General features: G+C 62.3%; 16 protein-coding genes and 1 tRNA gene. 11 read left to right on the forward strand and 6 right to left on the reverse strand.

Annotated elements, in window-relative coordinates; all coding sequences use genetic code 11:
- Positions 1-283 precede the first annotated feature (283 nt).
- Both HOY34_RS08305 and HOY34_RS08310 read left to right on the forward strand, forming a co-directional pair.
- Positions 284-2,548 (forward strand): glycosyltransferase family 61 protein, encoded by a 2,265-nt coding sequence (locus tag HOY34_RS08305; protein ID WP_172361759.1) that lies wholly within the window; start codon positions 284-286, stop codon positions 2,546-2,548.
- On the forward strand, positions 2,545-3,471 hold the full coding sequence (locus HOY34_RS08310; protein ID WP_172361761.1) for a GT-B fold glycosyltransferase domain-containing protein: 927 nt from the start codon (positions 2,545-2,547) through the stop codon (positions 3,469-3,471). Before HOY34_RS08305 ends, HOY34_RS08310 begins: the two co-directional genes overlap by 4 nt.
- An 86-nt stretch (positions 3,472-3,557) precedes the next feature.
- On the opposite strand, the gene HOY34_RS08315 is transcribed toward HOY34_RS08310, so the two are convergent.
- Positions 3,558-4,946 carry an NAD(P)/FAD-dependent oxidoreductase gene (locus HOY34_RS08315; RefSeq protein WP_172361763.1) on the reverse strand — a complete coding sequence of 463 codons (1,389 nt, stop codon included), beginning with the start codon at positions 4,944-4,946 and terminating at the stop codon, positions 3,558-3,560.
- A 191-nt stretch (positions 4,947-5,137) separates the two neighbouring features.
- Positions 5,138-5,749: a DUF6778 family protein gene (locus HOY34_RS08320; RefSeq protein ID WP_253944325.1), complete on the reverse strand. Its 612-nt coding sequence runs from the start codon at positions 5,747-5,749 to the stop codon at positions 5,138-5,140.
- A 364-nt stretch (positions 5,750-6,113) separates the two neighbouring features.
- Here HOY34_RS08320 and HOY34_RS08325 point away from each other — a divergent pair, with 364 nt between their 5' ends.
- The 3 genes from HOY34_RS08325 to HOY34_RS22305 are packed head-to-tail and all read left to right on the forward strand — an operon-like array spanning position 6,114 to position 7,528.
- Positions 6,114-6,566 (forward strand): AraC family ligand binding domain-containing protein, encoded by a 453-nt coding sequence (locus tag HOY34_RS08325; protein ID WP_172361765.1) that lies wholly within the window; start codon positions 6,114-6,116, stop codon positions 6,564-6,566.
- A gap of 15 nt (positions 6,567-6,581) precedes the next feature.
- The gene (locus tag HOY34_RS22300; RefSeq protein ID WP_301538892.1) at positions 6,582-7,229 is read left to right on the forward strand and encodes an IS5 family transposase; all 648 of its coding nucleotides are present in this window, start codon (positions 6,582-6,584) and stop codon (positions 7,227-7,229) included.
- Complete coding sequence (locus HOY34_RS22305; protein WP_366926938.1) at positions 7,199-7,528, forward strand: transposase; 330 nt, start codon at positions 7,199-7,201, stop codon at positions 7,526-7,528. Before HOY34_RS22300 ends, HOY34_RS22305 begins: the two co-directional genes overlap by 31 nt.
- 367 nt (positions 7,529-7,895) lie before the next feature.
- Here the strand turns inward: HOY34_RS22305 and HOY34_RS08335 are convergent, their stop codons facing one another.
- On the reverse strand, positions 7,896-9,317 hold the full coding sequence (locus HOY34_RS08335; protein WP_172361766.1) for a GGDEF domain-containing protein: 1,422 nt from the start codon (positions 9,315-9,317) through the stop codon (positions 7,896-7,898).
- A 312-nt stretch (positions 9,318-9,629) separates the two neighbouring features.
- Here HOY34_RS08335 and HOY34_RS08340 point away from each other — a divergent pair.
- Together HOY34_RS08340 and murD are read left to right on the forward strand one after the other, a co-directional pair.
- A tRNA-Sec gene (locus tag HOY34_RS08340) sits at positions 9,630-9,725 on the forward strand.
- A 411-nt stretch (positions 9,726-10,136) separates the two neighbouring features.
- Complete coding sequence (gene murD, locus HOY34_RS08345) at positions 10,137-11,543, forward strand: UDP-N-acetylmuramoyl-L-alanine--D-glutamate ligase (RefSeq protein WP_172361768.1); 1,407 nt, start codon at positions 10,137-10,139, stop codon at positions 11,541-11,543.
- Positions 11,544-11,676: 133 nt separating this feature from the next.
- Here the strand turns inward: murD and HOY34_RS08350 are convergent, their stop codons facing one another.
- The 3 genes from HOY34_RS08350 to tldD form a co-directional block, all read right to left on the reverse strand.
- Positions 11,677-12,264 carry a hypothetical protein gene (locus HOY34_RS08350; protein WP_172361770.1) on the reverse strand — a complete coding sequence of 196 codons (588 nt, stop codon included), beginning with the start codon at positions 12,262-12,264 and terminating at the stop codon, positions 11,677-11,679.
- A 42-nt stretch (positions 12,265-12,306) separates the two neighbouring features.
- The gene (locus tag HOY34_RS08355; RefSeq protein WP_172361772.1) at positions 12,307-12,723 is read right to left on the reverse strand and encodes a hypothetical protein; all 417 of its coding nucleotides are present in this window, start codon (positions 12,721-12,723) and stop codon (positions 12,307-12,309) included.
- A 136-nt stretch (positions 12,724-12,859) separates the two neighbouring features.
- Positions 12,860-14,284 carry a metalloprotease TldD gene (gene tldD, locus HOY34_RS08360; RefSeq protein WP_172361774.1) on the reverse strand — a complete coding sequence of 475 codons (1,425 nt, stop codon included), beginning with the start codon at positions 14,282-14,284 and terminating at the stop codon, positions 12,860-12,862.
- A gap of 184 nt (positions 14,285-14,468) precedes the next feature.
- On the opposite strand from tldD, the gene coxB reads away from it, so the two are divergent.
- The 4 genes from coxB (at position 14,469) to HOY34_RS08380 (ending at position 17,225) form a co-directional block, all read left to right on the forward strand.
- Positions 14,469-15,383, forward strand: coding sequence for a cytochrome c oxidase subunit II (coxB, locus tag HOY34_RS08365; RefSeq protein ID WP_172361775.1), 915 nt, complete (start codon positions 14,469-14,471; stop codon positions 15,381-15,383).
- Between the two features lie 71 nt (positions 15,384-15,454).
- Positions 15,455-16,399, forward strand: coding sequence for a heme o synthase (gene cyoE, locus HOY34_RS08370; RefSeq protein ID WP_172361777.1), 945 nt, complete (start codon positions 15,455-15,457; stop codon positions 16,397-16,399).
- Positions 16,399-16,635 carry a cytochrome c oxidase system small membrane protein gene (locus tag HOY34_RS08375; RefSeq protein ID WP_172361779.1) on the forward strand — a complete coding sequence of 79 codons (237 nt, stop codon included), beginning with the start codon at positions 16,399-16,401 and terminating at the stop codon, positions 16,633-16,635. Before cyoE ends, HOY34_RS08375 begins: the two co-directional genes overlap by 1 nt.
- Positions 16,632-17,225, forward strand: a complete 594-nt coding sequence (locus HOY34_RS08380) for a cytochrome c oxidase assembly protein (RefSeq protein ID WP_172361781.1) — start codon at positions 16,632-16,634, stop codon at positions 17,223-17,225. Before HOY34_RS08375 ends, HOY34_RS08380 begins: the two co-directional genes overlap by 4 nt.
- The last annotated feature ends 24 nt before the right edge of the window (positions 17,226-17,249 follow it).

A 17,249-nucleotide genomic window follows, 5' to 3' on the forward strand; every position in this document is an offset into this window, starting at 1 on the left:
GCGGCTAAATTGGAAACAATCGGTGGATTTCGGATGGATAGCGCCTGATCAGCGCCTTACTGTTGCCAGCATTCTTTGCCCCAATGGCAACAACAGTTCCAGACAGGCCAGCCCAGAATGACCCCGCTCTATCGTCTTTGCCCCTGCGCGTACCGATGCGAACTGATGTGCGCGTGTTCGGGCGCGTGTCTGGGCGCATATCTGTGCGAATTCCCGGCACACTGCCTGCCGGGCCATGGGCACAGCGGGATTGTCAGGTAAGATGGCCAGGCAGATGACAGTGATGGATGATCAGTTGATGGCAGCAGAGCCTGCACCGGACGCGGCCCCCTCAGACGATGCCGGGGCCGCGAAAAAGTCAGGGCCAGCCCCGGCCATTTTCCCCCGCCCCGCCGAATCCGCCAGCCTGGCCGAGGCCCTGGGCCAGGACAGTTTCTTCCTGCGTCACGGGCTGGTTGATGGCTGGTTCATCCGGCGCTCGGATGTATTGCTGGTCAGCTTCGACAATCTCGCGTCGATCGGCGAATATCAGCCACCCCAGCCCTGGATGCAGGCGCGGGCGGCAAAGGCCGGGTTCTCGATCCTGGGGCTGCTTGCCAGTCGCCGCGACTGGTACCGCAATGAGGATGCGCCCGCGTTTCTGATTGCGCTGCGCGATGCGGGTTTCTTCCGTCAGTTCCGCCGCGTGGTGTTCATCGGGGCCTCGATGGGGGGCTTTGCGGCCCTGACGCTGGCCTCGCTGGTGCCGGGTGCGGTGGTGCTGGCCTTCAGCCCGCAGTCAACGCTGGCCCCAGACATTGTGCCCTTTGAGGATCGCTATCGTTTTGGCAGCCGGAAATGGGACTGGCAAAGCGCCCCCTTGCTGGACGCCGCCGAAACCGCGCCCGACCTCGCCGAGGCCTATCTGGTCTATGATCCCTTCACCACCGCAGACCGTTTGCATGTCGCGCGGATCAGGGGCCCCAATGTCGTGAGCCTGCGGGCGCCGATGATGGGGCACCGGGCGATCCGCCAGATTAAGGCGCTGGGCATGCTGCAGGATCTGATCGAAGCCGTCGGGCATGGCCGGATGAACCCGCAGGATTTCGCCACAAAGATGCGGGCAAGGCGCGAACACCTGGGCTGGCAGCGGGGGCTTTTGTCGCTGGCCGAAGAGCGTGGTCACAAAGGAATGGCGTGGCGGGCGGCCAGGCGACTGCAGGCGATTGATGAAAGCAACCGCTTTGCCCGCCGCTTTGCCCGCCGTCTGCGCCAGGAGCAAAAGGCGGCCAAATCCGACGCGCCCCCACAGACATCAGACCGCGCCGAAAGACGGGCGGCCAAACGCGAAAAGGGCCGGGATAGGGGCCGGGATACGGGCAGCGGCACGGGCAGCAGCACGGGCCGGGTGGATCAGGTGGCGGCCGATCAGATCCGGGTGATCGATCTGCCAGGCACCCTGCCGCCCTTTACCGGCGAGATTGAAACCCTCTCCAACGCGCTTTTGGTGCCCGAGCGCAAGCATGACCAGCTGATCGCCCAGGGGGTGTTCTACGCCGACGGCCGCTGGTGCGAAAACGCGCGCTGCTGGATCCGCGCTCACCGTCCGGCGCCCATTCCGACGCTTGCCCCGGATGAGGTGGTCCGGGATCTGCCGGGCACCCATCTTTACGGTGGCCATTTTCGCCGCCATTTCGGCCATTTCCTCGTCGATTCCACCTCGCGGCTCTGGGCGCTTGGGCATCTGGGCAAACGCCCGGACAGTCTGATTTACCTGCCCTATCGCGGCGAGGTCGAGCCGATCCGCCGCGCCATCCGCAATATGGCGCCGTTTTTCCGGCTGCTGGGGGTCGATATCCCGGTTCAGACCTTCGGCGAGCCGCAACGGGTTGAGCGCCTGATCGTGCCAGAGCTGGGCTTCGGCTGGTCAGAGCGTTACGCCGGGTCGCCCGGATACCGCGATTATATGCAGTCGCATCTGAACGCGGCGGCGCCCGCCGAAGGGGGCGAAAAGCTCTATGTCTCGCGTGCGCGGCTGCCTGCGACGCGGGGCGGTGTGCTGGGCGAAGCGCTGATCGAAGAAAACATGGCCCGCGCCGGCTATGAGATCTTCCACCCCGAGAAGCACCCGCTTGAGGTGCAGATCGCCCGCTATAAGGCGGCGAAATCCATCGTGGCGCTGGACGGCTCGGCTTTGCATCTGGCGGCTTTCGTGATGCCCCGGGACGGGCGGGTTGCGATGATCCTGCGCCGCTCGGCGGCGAATGTGGATGATTACGACCTGCAATTCCGCTCTTTTATCGGTATCACGCCTGATGTGGTTCGGGTGATCAAAACCGATTGGGTGGCCGAGGGGCTGGCGCGCTCTGACTTCCGCTCGGTTGGCGAGCTGGACTTCGCAGCGCTGTTTAAGAGGCTGAAATATTTGAAGTATCTTCCCGCGAATTTTCGCCCGGATCTGCCGGGCGAGGGTGATCTTGCGGCCATTCTGGCCAGCTATCAGGACAAACGCGGCACCCCGTTTCGGGCGCTGCAACCAGGTGAAAGCCACCAGGAGGATGAAGAATGAAGGCTGTCCCCGCCCAGGGCCCCGTGCCGCAGCTGACTTTTTACTTCATCGTCGAGCCCCCGTCTTATGAGCTGATGGCCTGTTTTCTGGCCGCATCATTGCGCGAACAGTTCGGGGACACTGTGGCGCTGGTCGGCTATTGCCCGGCGCCAAAATTTGACCTCGTGCAGCAGCCGATCCGCGAAATCCTGCGTCGTCTGAACTGTGATTTGCGCAGCTTTGAGGTCGAGGGCCGCTTTGACCCACCCTATCCGCATGGCAATAAGCTGCTGGCAACGCTGGAAAAACGTGACACCGCTTTTTCCTGCTTTGTCGATTCTGATGTGCTGTTTATCCGTCCGAATCTTGTGGAAAACGTCACAAAGCCCGGCCACGTCAGCCTGTCGAAAGCGGCCTCTATGGTCTGGACCGGCCAGGAGATCTGGGACGATATTTACCGTATCTGCGATATGGAAAAGCCGGTCGAGCGTTTCCGCCTGATGAAGCAGGAGCGCGGTGAAAAAGTGATGCCCTATTTCTCGTCCGGCCTGTTCAGCTTCCCCGAGCAGCACCGCAACGCCGCCGGGCTGACCTTTCCCGAGGTCTGGATGGAGGTGGCGCAGATGCTGGATGCGGCGCCTGAGCTGCCCAAAAAGCGCCCCTATCTTGATCAGATGTCGATGCCGCTGGCGATCCGCCGCGCGGGGCTGGACTGGAATATCCTGCCCGATGAGCAGCATTTCATTCTTGGCGGGCGTTCTCGCGGGCAGCCGTTGCCTGCAGGCCGTGAGATTTTCACCGTTCATTACCGTCAGTGGGAGGTGTTGAAAGAGGTCGGCCTGACCCGCAAGGCCAAAAACCTGTTAGAGCGGCATGCGGGCGTGCGCCGTATCGCCCAGGTTGGCGGGCCGCATGACAGTTTTGCCGCCCGCGCAGGGGCCTGAGCCGGGGACTGAGCAGGGGCCCCTGAGCCGGGGGCAGGGAGGGGGGGGCAGAGAGCGGGCGACAGCGTGCCCCCGGGCGCCCGCTGTCAGCGCCCGGTCAGGCGATTGGCCAGCCCGGCAAAAACAGAGGTCTTTGTGCTGCCCGAACGCGCCTCTCGGGCGTCGGCCAGATGATAAAGCCGATACATCCCATGCACGCCCAGCCAGCGCAGCGGTTCGATCTCCCATTTGCGGGGACGGCGGTTGACCCAGGGCAGGCTGGTGCGCTCTGTCTCACGGTCAAGCACCAGATCGGCAAGCGTCTGGCCCGAGAAATTTGAGGTCGAGACGCCAAGCCCGACATAGCCCCCCGCCCAGCCGATGCCGGTTTTCGGATCCAGCCCGGCGGTGGTGCACCAGTCGCGCGGCACCCCCAGAACGCCGCACCAGGCATGCTCGATCTTAACGTTTTTGGTTTGTGGCAACATGCGGTGCAGGATGGCGGTCAGCGCCTCGACGGTCGCAGGCTGGGTCTGGCCGTTCACATCGGTTTTCGAGCCAAAGCGGTAAGGCACGCCACGCCCGCCCATGGCGATGCGGTTGTCTGCCGTGCGCTGCGCATAGCAATAGGCGTGGCTGGCATCGGCAAGCAGCTGATATTTCTGCCATCCTATCTCATCCCACAGGCTTTCTGGCAGGGGTTCCGTCACGATCTGGGCCGAGTTCAGCGGCAGCCACTCACGCTTTTGCCCGGCTATGCCATGGGTGAAACCCTCGGTCGCCCGCACGATCCGCCGCGCCCTGATCGTGCCGCGATCGGTGCTGACCTGGCCCGGCGCAATGGCGGTCACGCAGGTCTGTTCATAAATGGAGACGCCGCGCCGCTCGACCGCATCGGCCAGGCCGCGCACCAGTTTCGCAGGCTGCACCCGCGCCACCTCGTGCCGCACCATCGCGCCATGGGCATTGGCGACCTGGATCCTGGCGCTGGCCTCATCGGCCCCGATCAGTTGCAGCCGCGATTGCGGCACCTGCCAGGACATGGCGGCGGCGTGATCTTGCTGCAGGCGCTGCCACTGGGCCGGGGTCTGGGCGAAAGTCAGGCAGTCGGTCATCAGGAAGTCGCAGTCGATTCCCTCTTTCTGCGTCACTTTCCCGACCTCGGCGACGGTCTCGCGCAGCATGCGGGCGAAGGTGATCACCCCCTCGCGGCTGCCGGTGGAGAGGTATCGGTCACGGCTCCAGCCGAACTCGCCCGAGCACCAGCCGCCATTGCGCCCCGAGGCGCCAAAACCGGCAAATTCCTTCTCGACCACCACGATATTCAGCGAGGGTTCGGCCTCTTTCAGATAATAGGCCGTCCAAAGCCCGGTATATCCGGCCCCGATGATGCAGACATCCGCCTGGATATTTCCAGGCAGCGGCGCCCTGGGCTTCGGCGTGCCGCCGATATTTTTATACCAGAAAGAGACCCCACCGTTTTGCATCGCCGTCATATTCTTTCGCTTTTGTATCCTTTGGGCGCATCCCTTCGGCAGCCGCTCTGGTCTGAGCGGGGGCGCCATGATGCGCCAGCTTAGGGCCCTGGGGTGGCAGATACCATGACCAGCCACGGACAGGGGGGCGAAAATGCATGCGCCGCCCGCAGTTCATGCGGGCGGCGCTGATTTTTCAGGCTGATTGTGGCTCAGCGACCGAGACGGCTAAAGCTGTTGCGCGGATCCGCGCCATAGCCGCCCAGCCAGTTGCGGAACACGGTGACCAGATGCTCGGTGATCTCTACCTTCTGGGTAAAACCACGTGCATCGGCATCAGCCGCATCCTGGCCGACAAGGGCTGCAATATCAGCCTTGATCGGGAATTTCTCGCTGAGCGCCTGGCCCGTACGGCTGTCGAAGATCTGGGCGTCAAAACGAATGTCATGCACGCCGACATTCCCGCCCAGGCCACGGGCCTTGGGTGTCAGCGCATGGAATTGGCTAACCACCACACGCAGGGTGACCGGCTGCTTGCCGCGCAGGCCCGAGGTGCCCTCTGCAATCGCCTTGCGGAAGATCGCCGCGACCTGGGCGTGACGGTCACCGGCCGGATCGCCATGCCAGACGATATCGGCATTCGGCATATAGCTGTTCACCTCAGAAACGCTGAGTGTGTCGGGCACGATGACCTCGACATTGGCGACGCGCCAGTTTTGCGCGGCACTGCGTTCAACCTGGGTGTAATTGGTTTCAAAATTGCTGCCGCCACAACCTGCAAGCATGAGGGCCACACCAAGGGCGGCGGCGATTTTAATCATCATTTCTGCTCTGCTCCTGTTTCGGGCGAATGGCCCTTTGGATCTGAGGTTGGCCGAGCCGACGAAATATGCGGGCCGTAACCAGATTCTCTGCCGCAGCTATATATGAAAAAGCTGGCAGCTTCATGGCTTTATCACGTCAATACGGGGCAAATAGCCAGACGAAAAGGGCGGGTCAGGGCGGCGAAACCGGCCTTTTGGGTCGGCCTTCGCGGTTTTCGGGTGGTGAAACACCCTTGGGTTGCAATGCGATGCCCCATCGGCCACTCTCGGTTTTGAGATTTGCCCCGGGGCTTTGGCGCGATGGTTCCGGGCGGCACCTGTAACCCGCTTCACGACCGGACCGATCAGGCCTATATCCCGCTTCATGCCGAGAAACCGCCTTCACCACCTGGCCTGGCACCATGGGATCGAGCTGTTCGAGGCCGAGTTCAGCAGCCAGACCTTCGCCCGCCATGCCCATGAGGGCTTTGCCATCGGCGCGATTGCCGAGGGTGCGGGTGGCTATATCTGCCGCGGGGAAAGCATGGTTTTGCCGGCGGGCTCGCTATCGCTGATGAACCCCGAAGAGGCCCATACCGGCCATGCGGCGGCGGGGCGGGTGCGGTATAACATGCTTTACGTCTCTGAGGCGGCGGTGCGCGAAGTGCTGGGCCTGAGCAGGCTGAAAGGCTTCGCGCAGATCGCGCCGCAGGATCAGGGATTTGCGCTGACGCGGGCGCTGGCCCGGCTGGCTGCCTGTCTGAACCAGCCGCGCCTGAGACATCCGGCGTTGTTGCAGAATTCCCCTGCGAGCAGGATTCACGCGAGGAATCCATAGGGCTAATGGTCTGCGATGGCGCGACCTGCCCCTACCGGCTATCGGACGACGAACTGGAAGAGTTACAACGATGCCCTAAAGCGGCGCGGTTCCCTGCTGGTCTGGTTGGACAAGGACATGACGTGGCTTGCGCCGAAGGCCGGTGGCAATGGCCGACCGGCTGTGTTCAGCGATGTCGCGATCCAGTTTTGCCTGATGGTGAAGGTTCTGTTCGGGCTGCCGCTTCGACAAATCGAGCCAGGTTCCGCCATTGGTTCGAGGAACCCTGCCGAGGCGGTATGGTGGCGAGCATTCTATCGATGGCCGGTGCCTGATTTTTCAACGCTGAGCCGTCGGCAGAAGCGCATCACGGTGCAGATATCGAACCGTCGTGCGCCGGGTCCTCTAAACTTTCTGGTGGATAGCACCGGGATCAAGTTCCTCGGCGATGGGGAATGGTTTGCACGCAAGCATGGCACACAGCGCCGACGCCAGTATCGCAAGGACAATCGTCGGGGAAACGATCCACTGGATCGTTTCCTGATCCTCCTCATACTGGCGATGGACACGGCCACCGGCGACATTCGGGCGGTGGAGTTCACCGGCGACGCGACAAGGGAGACAGCCCCGTTCTGCCCCACCTGCTGGACCAGATCCCGCCCGATGAGCAGATCGGCACCGTGACCGGAGACGGTGCCTTTGACACAAGGCGATGTCACACCGCGATCCTGGAGCGCGGCGGCACAGCGGTCATACCCATCCGAAAGAACGGGCGGCGATGGCGGGAGACCTGCCCCACCGCCAAGGCTCGCAACGAGATCCTCAAGCCGACACAACGCCTGGGGCGGGCAGCCTGGAAGCGCTGGTCCGGATATCACGCCCGAAGTCGGATAGAGGCAAAGATGACCGTCGCAGGTTCTCTTGAACCGATGGCGTTCACCTGCTCCACTCAAGGCATTCGGGGAACGCATCGCATCACGTGATCCGGATCGCCAAACCGCCGAGGTCCAGATCCGCGTAGCACTCATGAACCGTTTCAATGCACGCGGCACTGCCGAGATCGAACGCGTGGCATGAACACTGCGGGGAAAGGGGAGCGTCCGGCCAATCCACGACTTCTGCAACAATGCCGATGTGAAGTCCTCCCGTATAGATGTGAAGCCGTGGCGGAATCTGTTTGTTCGGGCTGCGTCTGGCCGGCGCTTGCCAGTATCCGGCTGTGATCGGCATTTGTGTGAGGTATCAGTGCCCTGGATGGCGGTTTTTTTACGAATTTGATGCTCGCAGGGTAATGTCAGGGGCAATGCTGCTCTGCCCTATGTTCTATGGGCCGGTGAAATGCCAGGTTCTTCATTTTTCACTCATCCCTTCTGTGACGACCTGGTTTCGCCCGCCATTTTTCGCACGGTAAAGTGCATGATCGGCCTGCTGCATTAAAGCATCTGGCGTCTCTCCCGGGCCTCCGCGTGCGGTTGCCAGCCCGATGCTGGCAGTGACGGCGATCAGAACGGATTTCTCCCCGACCCGTACTGGCTGTTCTGAGATGACACTCAGCAATCTTGCCGCAACACTTTGCGCCTGCGCAGATGTGACCGCATTGACCATAACGACAAATTCTTCCCCGCCGATCCGGGCGAACAGATCCCCGGGGCGCAGGGCCTGACCAATTCGCCGCGCTGTTTCGCGCAGAACTTCGTCGCCTGCGGCATGGCCCCAGGTGTCATTGATGGATTTGAAATGATCCAGGTCGATCATCATCAGAGCGGTGCATTTGTTCCCCAGTGCCAGGCGGCGCGTCGCCTGTTCATGAAAGGCGGCCCGATTTGTCACCCCCGTCAACGCGTCATGGCTGGCCAGATAACGCAGCTTCTCGGTCAGTTCATTGCGGCTGTGCATGACGATTGCCAGGGTGATTGGCACCAGTGCGATCGCCGATGTTCCAAGCCGAAAGGACGACAAGGCGGCCTTGTCGGGGATCCCGTGCATCGGCGTGACCAGACCGGATGCGATGACCCCAAGCGCAAGCACCCCGAAAACCAGCGTCAGCACCGCGGTCGCAAAGACTGGCCAGGTCAGACCACACCAAAGCAGGGCAAGCACCGGGAAAGCCACGGCACCGGGACCGCCAATGACCAGTGAGGCGATAAATGACAGCACCACTGCCCCTGCCGGCGCGAGGTCGGCGCGTTTGATCAGGTCCAGGCGATACCAATACCTGCTGATGGTCTCGAAGGGGGGCGCCGAGAGGATCACCGGGACGATGGCGATATAGGTCACAAACTCGCCCGCCGTCCAATAGACAATGCCGCTGAGTATATCCCCCCCCCAGAAAATCGGGCTGGCCAGGCCCCCGATAAGGCCCGAGGCGAACCCGCCTGCCAGCGAGGAAAGCACCAGCCACAGCATAGCAACAGGCTGACGCAGCTGACATATCTCTGGCGGAAGCCGGATAAGGATTGCATAGGCCGTGCCTATGCTGACCAGATTGGCAAGATTAAGGATCGCGGCCTTGTCGAGCGGCGAGCCACTCAGAAGATCGCCCGCCATAAATCCGGCAAACCCCGCGATCCACCCCTGCGTCTGCGCCATGGCCGGGTTGCGCAGTAAAAGCCCCAACATGACCGCATTTGCAGGCCAGATGCTGGCCAGAAAGCCCACTGGCCGGGTATAGATGCCAAAAAGGGTTGCCGCAAAGACAACGAAAAAGACGACAGATGCCGCCCGCCATGCCAGAGGCAGCGCTGCGGTGCGAGCTTCGATCTCTGCGTTCATCTGCGCCCCTTCCTGGCCTTGGGCGCTGCCCGGCGCCGCCTGTAACATCACAATCCGCCAGGGCGATATCAGCCGCGTCTGGCGGGCAACCATGACCCGCATGCAAAATACCGGTTCGGGCCGGGTTCCCCGTAACCCGTCAAAGCTGCGGACAGTATGCGCCTCGTTTCGCAATAAAGTGTTAACAGGGCTCGGGGTGAGCCGCATTTCGCCAGTGAATCCGCATAGATTTTTCGGAATTATCCGGAAGAAAGCGCGGCTTTCCTCGGTGGTTTTTAACACCTATATTCAGGCATCACTGACGTGAGATGTGGACGGGAATCGTCCCCGGTGGGGCGGCTGGTCTTCAAAACCGGTTGGGGCAGCGAGACTGTCCCGGGTGGGTTCGACTCCCACTCCCATCCGCCAGCACGTGAGGCTGAAGGGCTGGCTGCGCGCAGCCAAGGCGTGGATGCGTCCGCCCCCCGGAATGCGGGCGTTGCACCCACAGTTGTAACTGCAGCACGCTGCACGTGCATCGGGTGGGCGGCAGCCGAAAAAAAACACCTCTGACCAATCTGGATCTGCGTCGGGGGCATTTGTCAGTTCTTGCGTCAGCCCGGCCGGAAGTGGTCGTCTGCCTGTGTGATCATGCGGGCGTGGTCAGCGTGGCTGGCCAATGGGTTAAGGGGCACAGGGGCAGGGGCAGGCATCAGGGCGCAGGGGCGCAGGTTTCGGGCTTTTGGGCGAAAGCCCGCGGAGATTGGCCGCAGGCGGGCTTTCGCCGCCGCTCTGTCTCGCCTATGGCTTTGACAAGGCAGTCTGCAGGGGTTTGAGACGATGATTCCGGTGCGTGGATTTCAGGGGCAAAAGGTTGCGGTTCTGGGGCTGGGGCGCTCTGGGCTGGCGACGGCACGGGCGCTGATCGCGGGGGGCGCCGAGCCGCTTTTGTGGGATGACAGCCCGGAATCACGGGGTAATGCCGAGGCCGAGGGCTTTGCCCTGACCGATCTGACCCGCAACGCGGCGCTGGAGGGGGCGGCTTGTCTGGTGACCTCGCCCGGGATCCCGCATCTTTACCCAAAGCCGCATCCGGTCATCGCCCGCGCCCTGGAACTGGGGGTGCCGGTCGACAATGATATTGGGCTGTTTTTCCAGTCCTGGGGCAGCGCCGACTGGGATGATTTTGAGACGGTTCCGAAGGTTGTTTGCGTCACCGGCTCGAACGGGAAATCGACGACCACGGCGCTGATCCACCATATCCTGGAGGTTGCAGGCCGTCCGACACAAATGGCAGGGAATATCGGCAAAGGTGTGCTTTCCATCGACCCGCCGCGCGATGGCGAGGTTCTGGTGCTGGAGCTGTCCTCTTACCAGACCGATCTGGCCCGTTCGCTGACGCCGGATGTGGCGGTCTTTACCAATCTTTCGCCCGACCATCTGGACCGACATGGTGGCATGGGCGGCTATTTCGCCGCCAAACGCCGCCTTTTCGCCGAGGGCGGGCCAGACCGCGCGGTGATCGGCGTCGATGAGGTTGAGGGCCGTTTTCTCGCCGGGCAGCTGGCGCAGGGGCCGGGGGATGACCGGGTGATCCGTATTTCCTCGGGCACAAAGCTTGAGGGCTTCGGCTGGTCGGTCTTTGCCCGCAAAGGCTTTCTGGCTGAATGGCGGCGCGGCAAGCAGATGGCCTCGGTTGATCTGCGTGCCATGCCGGGCCTGCCGGGGGCGCATAACCATCAGAACGCCTGTGCGGCCTGGGCGGTGGCGCGGACGCTGGGGCTGAGCCCGAAGCTGATCGAAGGCGCGCTGGCCAGCTTCAAAGGCCTGCCCCATCGCAGCCAGCTGGTGGGCGAGCGGGACGGCGTGAAATTCATCAATGATTCCAAGGCCACCAATGTGGACAGCGCGGCCATGGCGCTGCGGGCTTTCCCGAAAATCCGCTGGATCGCGGGTGGCATGGGCAAAGAGGGCGGCATCGCCAGCCTTGCCCCCGACCTGGGCGCGGTGGTGAAGGCCTATCTGATCGGCCATTCGGCGCGTGATTTCGCATTGCAGATCGGCCAGACCCCGCATGAGATCTGCGAAACCATGGAGCGGGCTGTCGCTCTGGCAGCCTCAGAGGCCGAGGCCGGAGAGGTCGTTCTGCTGGCCCCCGCCGCCGCCAGTTTCGACCAATATCCGAATTTTGAGAAACGTGGCGAGGATTTCACCCGTCTGGTCAGGGCGCTGCCGGGGGTCGTGTAGGCGATCAGAAACACGGGTGAGCGGGGCGATCAGCGGTCTTCTCCGCAGCTGCCGGCGGCCCGCAGATCAGTTTCCCCATGTCAGTTTCCCTATGTCAGGTTTCTCATGCCAGCGCGCTGGTGCCCGTCGGGCGTCACTGGGCGGAGCATGAGCTGTAGATTGTCACTGTTCCACGTTCGAAACCCGTGGACAGGTCTGCGGCGACGGCTTCTGCGGTGGTGACGTCTGCGGTGCGATTCACCTCAAGGTAAATCATGGTTCGGTTGGGCGCATGATCATCATTTACCGGAACCACTGAAAGCGTGATCTGTTCCAGCGGATCTTCCCGATATGGAGAAGTAGACCGGGAAAGCACGAGTGCCTGGAAAGATCTCAGATCGGGATATTTCAGTTCGGCAATTTCGCCCTGATCCGGAAGATTGATCGTGAAAGAAAGCCCCCTGTCGTCTGCCGCATTACAGGCAGCCCGGTCCTGGCAGACATCTTTCTGGGAACCGTCGGCCGCAGAGCATGGCGGATAATCATAGCATATGCGGCCAGGAAAACATGTGAAGGTCTCTGCCTTTGCATAGCCGAATGCGGTCACAATGAGAGAAATCGCGCAGAGCGCGTGTGCTGTTTTGAGCATGTCGTTTTGCATCCGGAATAGGCTGAGTTTTGGAATGGTATGTTTATATTCGCCTGTTTGGTATCGCGGCCAGGGTTCGGACGGGATCTGCATCAGAAAGGTGGCCGCTCGTGTGCGTCGATACGCTGGCGAGGATCAGAAAGCCGCGGGCCGGATCAGCGCCAGCACAAAGCGGTGCAAGGTGGCGAGGATCGCGCCCAGAAAAATCAGCGCTGGCATCTGGGTCAGCCAAGCGGCCACGCCGCCGAGCACTGCGCCGCAGATGGCAGCCACCAGCGAGCCGTAACAGCCGCGCCTTGTGAATAGCGCCGTCGCCAGTGTCAGCGCCAGCCAGAACGGCCCGGTGAGCAGCGGGCTGAACATCAGCGCGAAGGCAAGCAGATCCAGGTCCGTCAGCCCGCCGACACCGGAGGCGATTGACCTGTCCCAGGGCCAGAGAAAGACCATACCGCCCGCGATGACCGGGATCAGGCTCCAGATCAGCGCATTTATCAGCAGCACACGAACGCCGATGATCCGAAAGCCGTCGGGGGTGGAATGGATCAGGCTCACCGGATACTCCGAAACTGGTTGTGACAGGGGCAAGCTACACCCGGCAAGGCCCGCTGCGAAGCTGCAGATATGGGGAAGCAAAGAGGGCAGGCGGCGCAAAGTCGCCCGGCCCTCTGTCTGCGCCCCGAACGGATCCTCAGCCTGCCTTCTGGCCGCCGACCGTCAGGCCGCCAATCATCAGCGTCGGCTGGCCGACGCCCACCGGCACCCATTGGCCTGCCTTGCCGCAATTGCCGATACCGGGGTCAAGCTTCAGGTCATTGCCGATGGCGCGGATGCCTTTCAGCGCGGTCGCGCCGTCGCCGATCAGCGTCGCACCCCGGAGCGCCTCGCCGACCTGGCCGTTGCGGACGCGGTAGGCCTCGGTGCAGGAGAAGACGAATTTGCCCGAGGTGATATCCACCTGGCCGCCGCCAAAGCCCACTGCCCAGATGCCGTCTTTCAGATCGGCCAGAATGGCGGCCGGATCATCCTGGCCCGCCAGCATATAGGTATTTGTCATACGCGGCATCGGGATATGGGCAAAGCTTTCGCGCCGGCCGTTGCCGGTGGGCTGAACCCCCATCAGCCGCGCATTCTGGCGGTCCTGCATATAGCCCACCAGGATCCCGTCCTCGATCAGCACATTCTTCCCCGAGGGCGTGCCCTCATCATCGAATGTCAGCGAGCCGCGCCGATCCGGCAGCGTGCCGTCATCCAGCACCGTCACCCCTTTAGAGGCGATCTGCTGCCCCATCAGCCCCGCAAAGGCCGAGGTTTTCTTGCGGTTGAAATCGCCCTCCAGCCCATGGCCGATGGCCTCATGCAGCAAGATCCCCGGCCAGCCCGGGCCCAGCACCACATCCATCATGCCCGCAGGCGCGGGCACGGCGGTCAGGTTGACGCGGGCGATGCGGATCGCCTCAAGGATCGCGGCTTTCCAATTGGCCGGATCCAGCAGTTCGGCCAGCCCATGCCGACCGCCGCCGCCATGACTGCCGCTTTCACGCCGCCCGTTTTCCTCAAGAATCACCGAGACATTCATCCGCGCCATCGGCCGGATGTCTGAGAAGCGCAGCCCCTCGGGGCGCAGGATTTCAACCTCTTGCAGGCTGGCCGAAAGCGAGGCCGAGACCTGGACCACGCGGGGATCCTGCTCGCGGGCGAAAGCGTCGATCTCTTTCAGGATGTCGATTTTTCCGGCGAAAGAGGTGTCTTCCAGCGGGTCAATGGCGCTGTAAAGGTGGTGGTTGGTGCCCGCAGGCGGCGCGGCCAGCACACCGCCGCCATCGCCCACCGCCAGCCGGGCCGTGCCGACCGCGCGGCGCAGCGCCTGTTCCGAGATTTCGGTCGAATGGGCATAGCCTGCCACCTCGCCGCGCACGGCGCGCAGGCCGAAGCCCTCGCTTGCGTCATAGCTTGCATTGCGGATGCGGCCATCATCGAGCACGAGGCTTTCACCGCGCCGCCGTTCAAGGAACAGCTCGCCATCATCGGCGCCCTTTACGGCCTCGCGCAGGGTGGCAAGCGCGGTGGCTTCGTCGATTTTATCCTCAAAGGGGCGAAAGGGGGCTGTGCTCATAGGGTCTGTCCTTGATTCAGGTCAACCATGCCGGGCTGCGACATAATGGTTTCTCTTGTCGTCTTGCGCCCAATATGGTTTGAACGACAGCGGAAACAATGGGATTCCTCTCCGGATCGTGATTGGTCGGGCAGAGAGCCCTCAAGGCAGCGGCAACAGGCCGCACCCAGAAGCGGGACGAAACATGCGTGTGATGACCACTCTGAAGGGCGCAGCCCTTGCAGGTTTTGCGGCACTGACCTCTGGGTCGGCCATGGCACAAACTCTTGAGATCATTGGGCAACCTCATGACAGGGGGGTGAATTTCCAGACGGCTGCGACCGAGCTGGCCCATGACAAGCACTTCCTCGACAATATGGTGCTTTGGATCATCGGTGTCGTTACACTCTTTGTTGTTCTGCTGCTGCTGGTGGTGATCCTGCGCTTCAACAGCCGCTCGAATCCGGTGCCGCGCAAGTTCACCCATAACACGCCGCTGGAAATCGCATGGACCATCGTGCCGATCGTCATCCTGATCTTTATCGGGGTCTATTCGCTGCCGACGCTGGTCAAACAGCAGACCTTCCCGGCGGGTGATGTGGTGATCAAGGTCACCGGAAACCAGTGGTACTGGACCTATGAATATCCCCAGGTCAATGATGGCGAAGGCGGCGATCCGCTGCAATTCGACAGCTATATGATCGGCGGCACCAACTGGGGCGGCAACTCGACGCTGACCGCCGCGACCGAAAAGGGTCTGGTTGATGCAGGCTATGACAAAGAGCATTTCCTGCTGGCCACCGACACCGCAATGGTGGTTCCGGTCAACAAAAAGATCCTGCTGCAGATCACCGGCGCTGACGTGATCCACTCCTGGACCATCCCGGCTTTCGCTGTGAAGCAGGATGCGGTGCCTGGTCGCATGGCGCTGGCCTGGTTCGAGGCCGAGAAAGAAGGCATCTATTTCGGCCAGTGTTCAGAGCTTTGCGGCAAGGATCACGCCTATATGCCGATCACGGTCAAGGTTGTCTCGCAGGCTGACTATGACGCCTGGACCCGGCAAGCGCTCGATGGTGACGTTGTCCTCAAGCATACTGCCGTGGTTGCTGCGGCGAACTGAGGCAAGGGAACCCAGGGCAGGGACCGGGCCAGTCAGGTGCGGTCTTTTGCACAAGGTGAAGGTGGGATGAAATGAGCAATACCGGCTCATATGAGCGTTCGGCAAACGATCCCGGCGAGGGCAGCTTTGGCGATTACGTGCAGCTGCTGAAGCCGCGCGTGATGTCGCTGGTGGTGTTTACCGCCATGGTCGGGCTGCTGGTTGCGCCTGTCCACCTACATCCGGTCGAGGCTTTTTCGGCCATTCTCTTCATCGCGCTTGGGGCAGGGGCCTCGGGGGCGCTGAATATGTGGTGGGATGCTGATATCGACGCGGTGATGCGCCGCACCCAGGGCCGCCCGGTTCCCACCGGCCGCATTGCGCCCGGCGAGGCGCTTGGCCTTGGACTGGCGCTCTCGGGGCTTTCGGTGCTGATGCTGGGGCTTTCGACCAACTGGCTGGCGGCGGGGCTGCTGGCTTTCACCATCTTCTTCTATGCCGTCATCTATACGATGTGGCTGAAACGCTGGACGCCGCAGAATATTGTGATCGGCGGCGCGGCTGGTGCCTTCCCGCCGATGATCGGCTGGGTGGCGGCGACGGGCTCGGTCGGGCTTGAGGCTGTGCTGATGTTCGCGCTGATCTTCATGTGGACGCCGCCGCATTTCTGGGCGCTGGCGCTGTTTATCAACAGCGATTACTCCAAAGCCAAAGTGCCGATGCTGACGGTGACCCATGGCAAGAAATCGACCCGCGCCCATATCATCATCTACACGCTTTTGCTGATCCCGGTGCCGCTCTGGGCGGCGATGACCTCAATCGGCGGGCCGATCTCGCTGGTGACGGCGCTGGTGCTGAACGCGATCTTCCTGGCAGGCGCCGTGATGATCTGGCGCCGCGATGAGACCATGGCCGAGGCCGATGGCTACCGCGTCGAGAAACGCTTCTTCGCCTTCTCGATCCTCTATCTTTTCCTGCATTTCGGCGCTTTCCTTGCCGAAGCCGCATTGCGCCCCTACGGGCTGGGAGGCTGGTGATGGCGCTGCAACCAACGCATGAGCTGCACAGGCGCCGCCTTGGCCGCAATGTCGGCGTGGCCGGGCTGCTTCTGGCCTTTGTCGCGCTGGTTTTCGCGCTTACGGTGGTGAAAATCCAGCGGGGCGAGCCGATCCAGGGTTTTGACCACACCGCCGAGCAGCCGCGTGTCGGCCCTGCCGCATTGCCCACCAATTCGTCCCCAAATTCGCACCCGGGGCCGGAGGCCACGCCATGAGCAGCCGTCAGTCGCTGAAAAAGCAGAAACAAACGGCGCTCGCGCTGGCCGCAGTTGTTCCGGTCATGCTGGGCCTTTCCTTCGCGGCGGTGCCTTTTTACGACTGGTTCTGCCGGGTAACGGGCTTTGGCGGCACCACGGGTGTCGCGGCTGAGGCCTCAACCACTGAGATCGACCGCGAGATCACCATCCGCTTTGACGCCTCAAAGGCGGCGGGCATGCCCTGGGATTTCCGCCCCGAGCTGACCGAGATGAAGATCAAAATCGGCGGCAATGGCCTGGCCTTCTATGAGGCCTATAACCCGCTTGATGTGCCGACCGCCGGCACCGCCAGCTATAATGTCGCGCCCAGCACTGCGGGCGGCTATTTCGTCAAGGTGCATTGCTTCTGCTTCGATCAGCAGGTGCTGCAGCCCGGCGAGCGGGTGATGATGCCGGTCAGCTTTTACGTCGACCCCTCGATCATGGATGATCCCGAGGGCCGCGTTCTGAAAGAGATCACGCTTAGCTATACTTTCCACAGCACGCCTTTGCCCGAGGGCTTTGCGGCTGAGGTTGCCCCCGCCACCACGGCGGTTTCGGCGAACTGAATTAACGGAACTGAAAGAACACGC

Source organism: Pseudogemmobacter hezensis (assembly GCF_013155295.1).
Classification (GTDB): Bacteria; Pseudomonadota; Alphaproteobacteria; order Rhodobacterales; family Rhodobacteraceae; genus Pseudogemmobacter; species Pseudogemmobacter hezensis.

Bases quoted from the DNA above. Each gene is read 5' to 3' on its own strand.
- HOY34_RS08320 (WP_253944325.1), bottom strand. From the start codon at position 5,749: ATGATGATTAAAATCGCCGCCGCCCTTGGTGTGGCCCTCATGCTTGCA.
- HOY34_RS08380 (WP_172361781.1), top strand. From the start codon at position 16,632: ATGAGCAGCCGTCAGTCGCTGAAAAAGCAGAAACAAACGGCGCTCGCG.
- HOY34_RS08350 (WP_172361770.1), bottom strand. From the start codon at position 12,264: ATGCAGATCCCGTCCGAACCCTGGCCGCGATACCAAACAGGCGAATAT.
- murD (WP_172361768.1), top strand. From the start codon at position 10,137: ATGATTCCGGTGCGTGGATTTCAGGGGCAAAAGGTTGCGGTTCTGGGG.
- cyoE (WP_172361777.1), top strand. From the start codon at position 15,455: ATGAGCAATACCGGCTCATATGAGCGTTCGGCAAACGATCCCGGCGAG.
- HOY34_RS08375 (WP_172361779.1), top strand. From the start codon at position 16,399: ATGGCGCTGCAACCAACGCATGAGCTGCACAGGCGCCGCCTTGGCCGC.
- HOY34_RS08315 (WP_172361763.1), bottom strand. From the start codon at position 4,946: ATGACGGCGATGCAAAACGGTGGGGTCTCTTTCTGGTATAAAAATATC.
- HOY34_RS08310 (WP_172361761.1), top strand. From the start codon at position 2,545: ATGAAGGCTGTCCCCGCCCAGGGCCCCGTGCCGCAGCTGACTTTTTAC.
- HOY34_RS22300 (WP_301538892.1), top strand. From the start codon at position 6,582: ATGGCGCGACCTGCCCCTACCGGCTATCGGACGACGAACTGGAAGAGT.
- coxB (WP_172361775.1), top strand. From the start codon at position 14,469: ATGCGTGTGATGACCACTCTGAAGGGCGCAGCCCTTGCAGGTTTTGCG.
- HOY34_RS08305 (WP_172361759.1), top strand. From the start codon at position 284: ATGGATGATCAGTTGATGGCAGCAGAGCCTGCACCGGACGCGGCCCCC.
- HOY34_RS08325 (WP_172361765.1), top strand. From the start codon at position 6,114: ATGCCGAGAAACCGCCTTCACCACCTGGCCTGGCACCATGGGATCGAG.
- tldD (WP_172361774.1), bottom strand. From the start codon at position 14,284: ATGAGCACAGCCCCCTTTCGCCCCTTTGAGGATAAAATCGACGAAGCC.
- HOY34_RS08335 (WP_172361766.1), bottom strand. From the start codon at position 9,317: ATGAACGCAGAGATCGAAGCTCGCACCGCAGCGCTGCCTCTGGCATGG.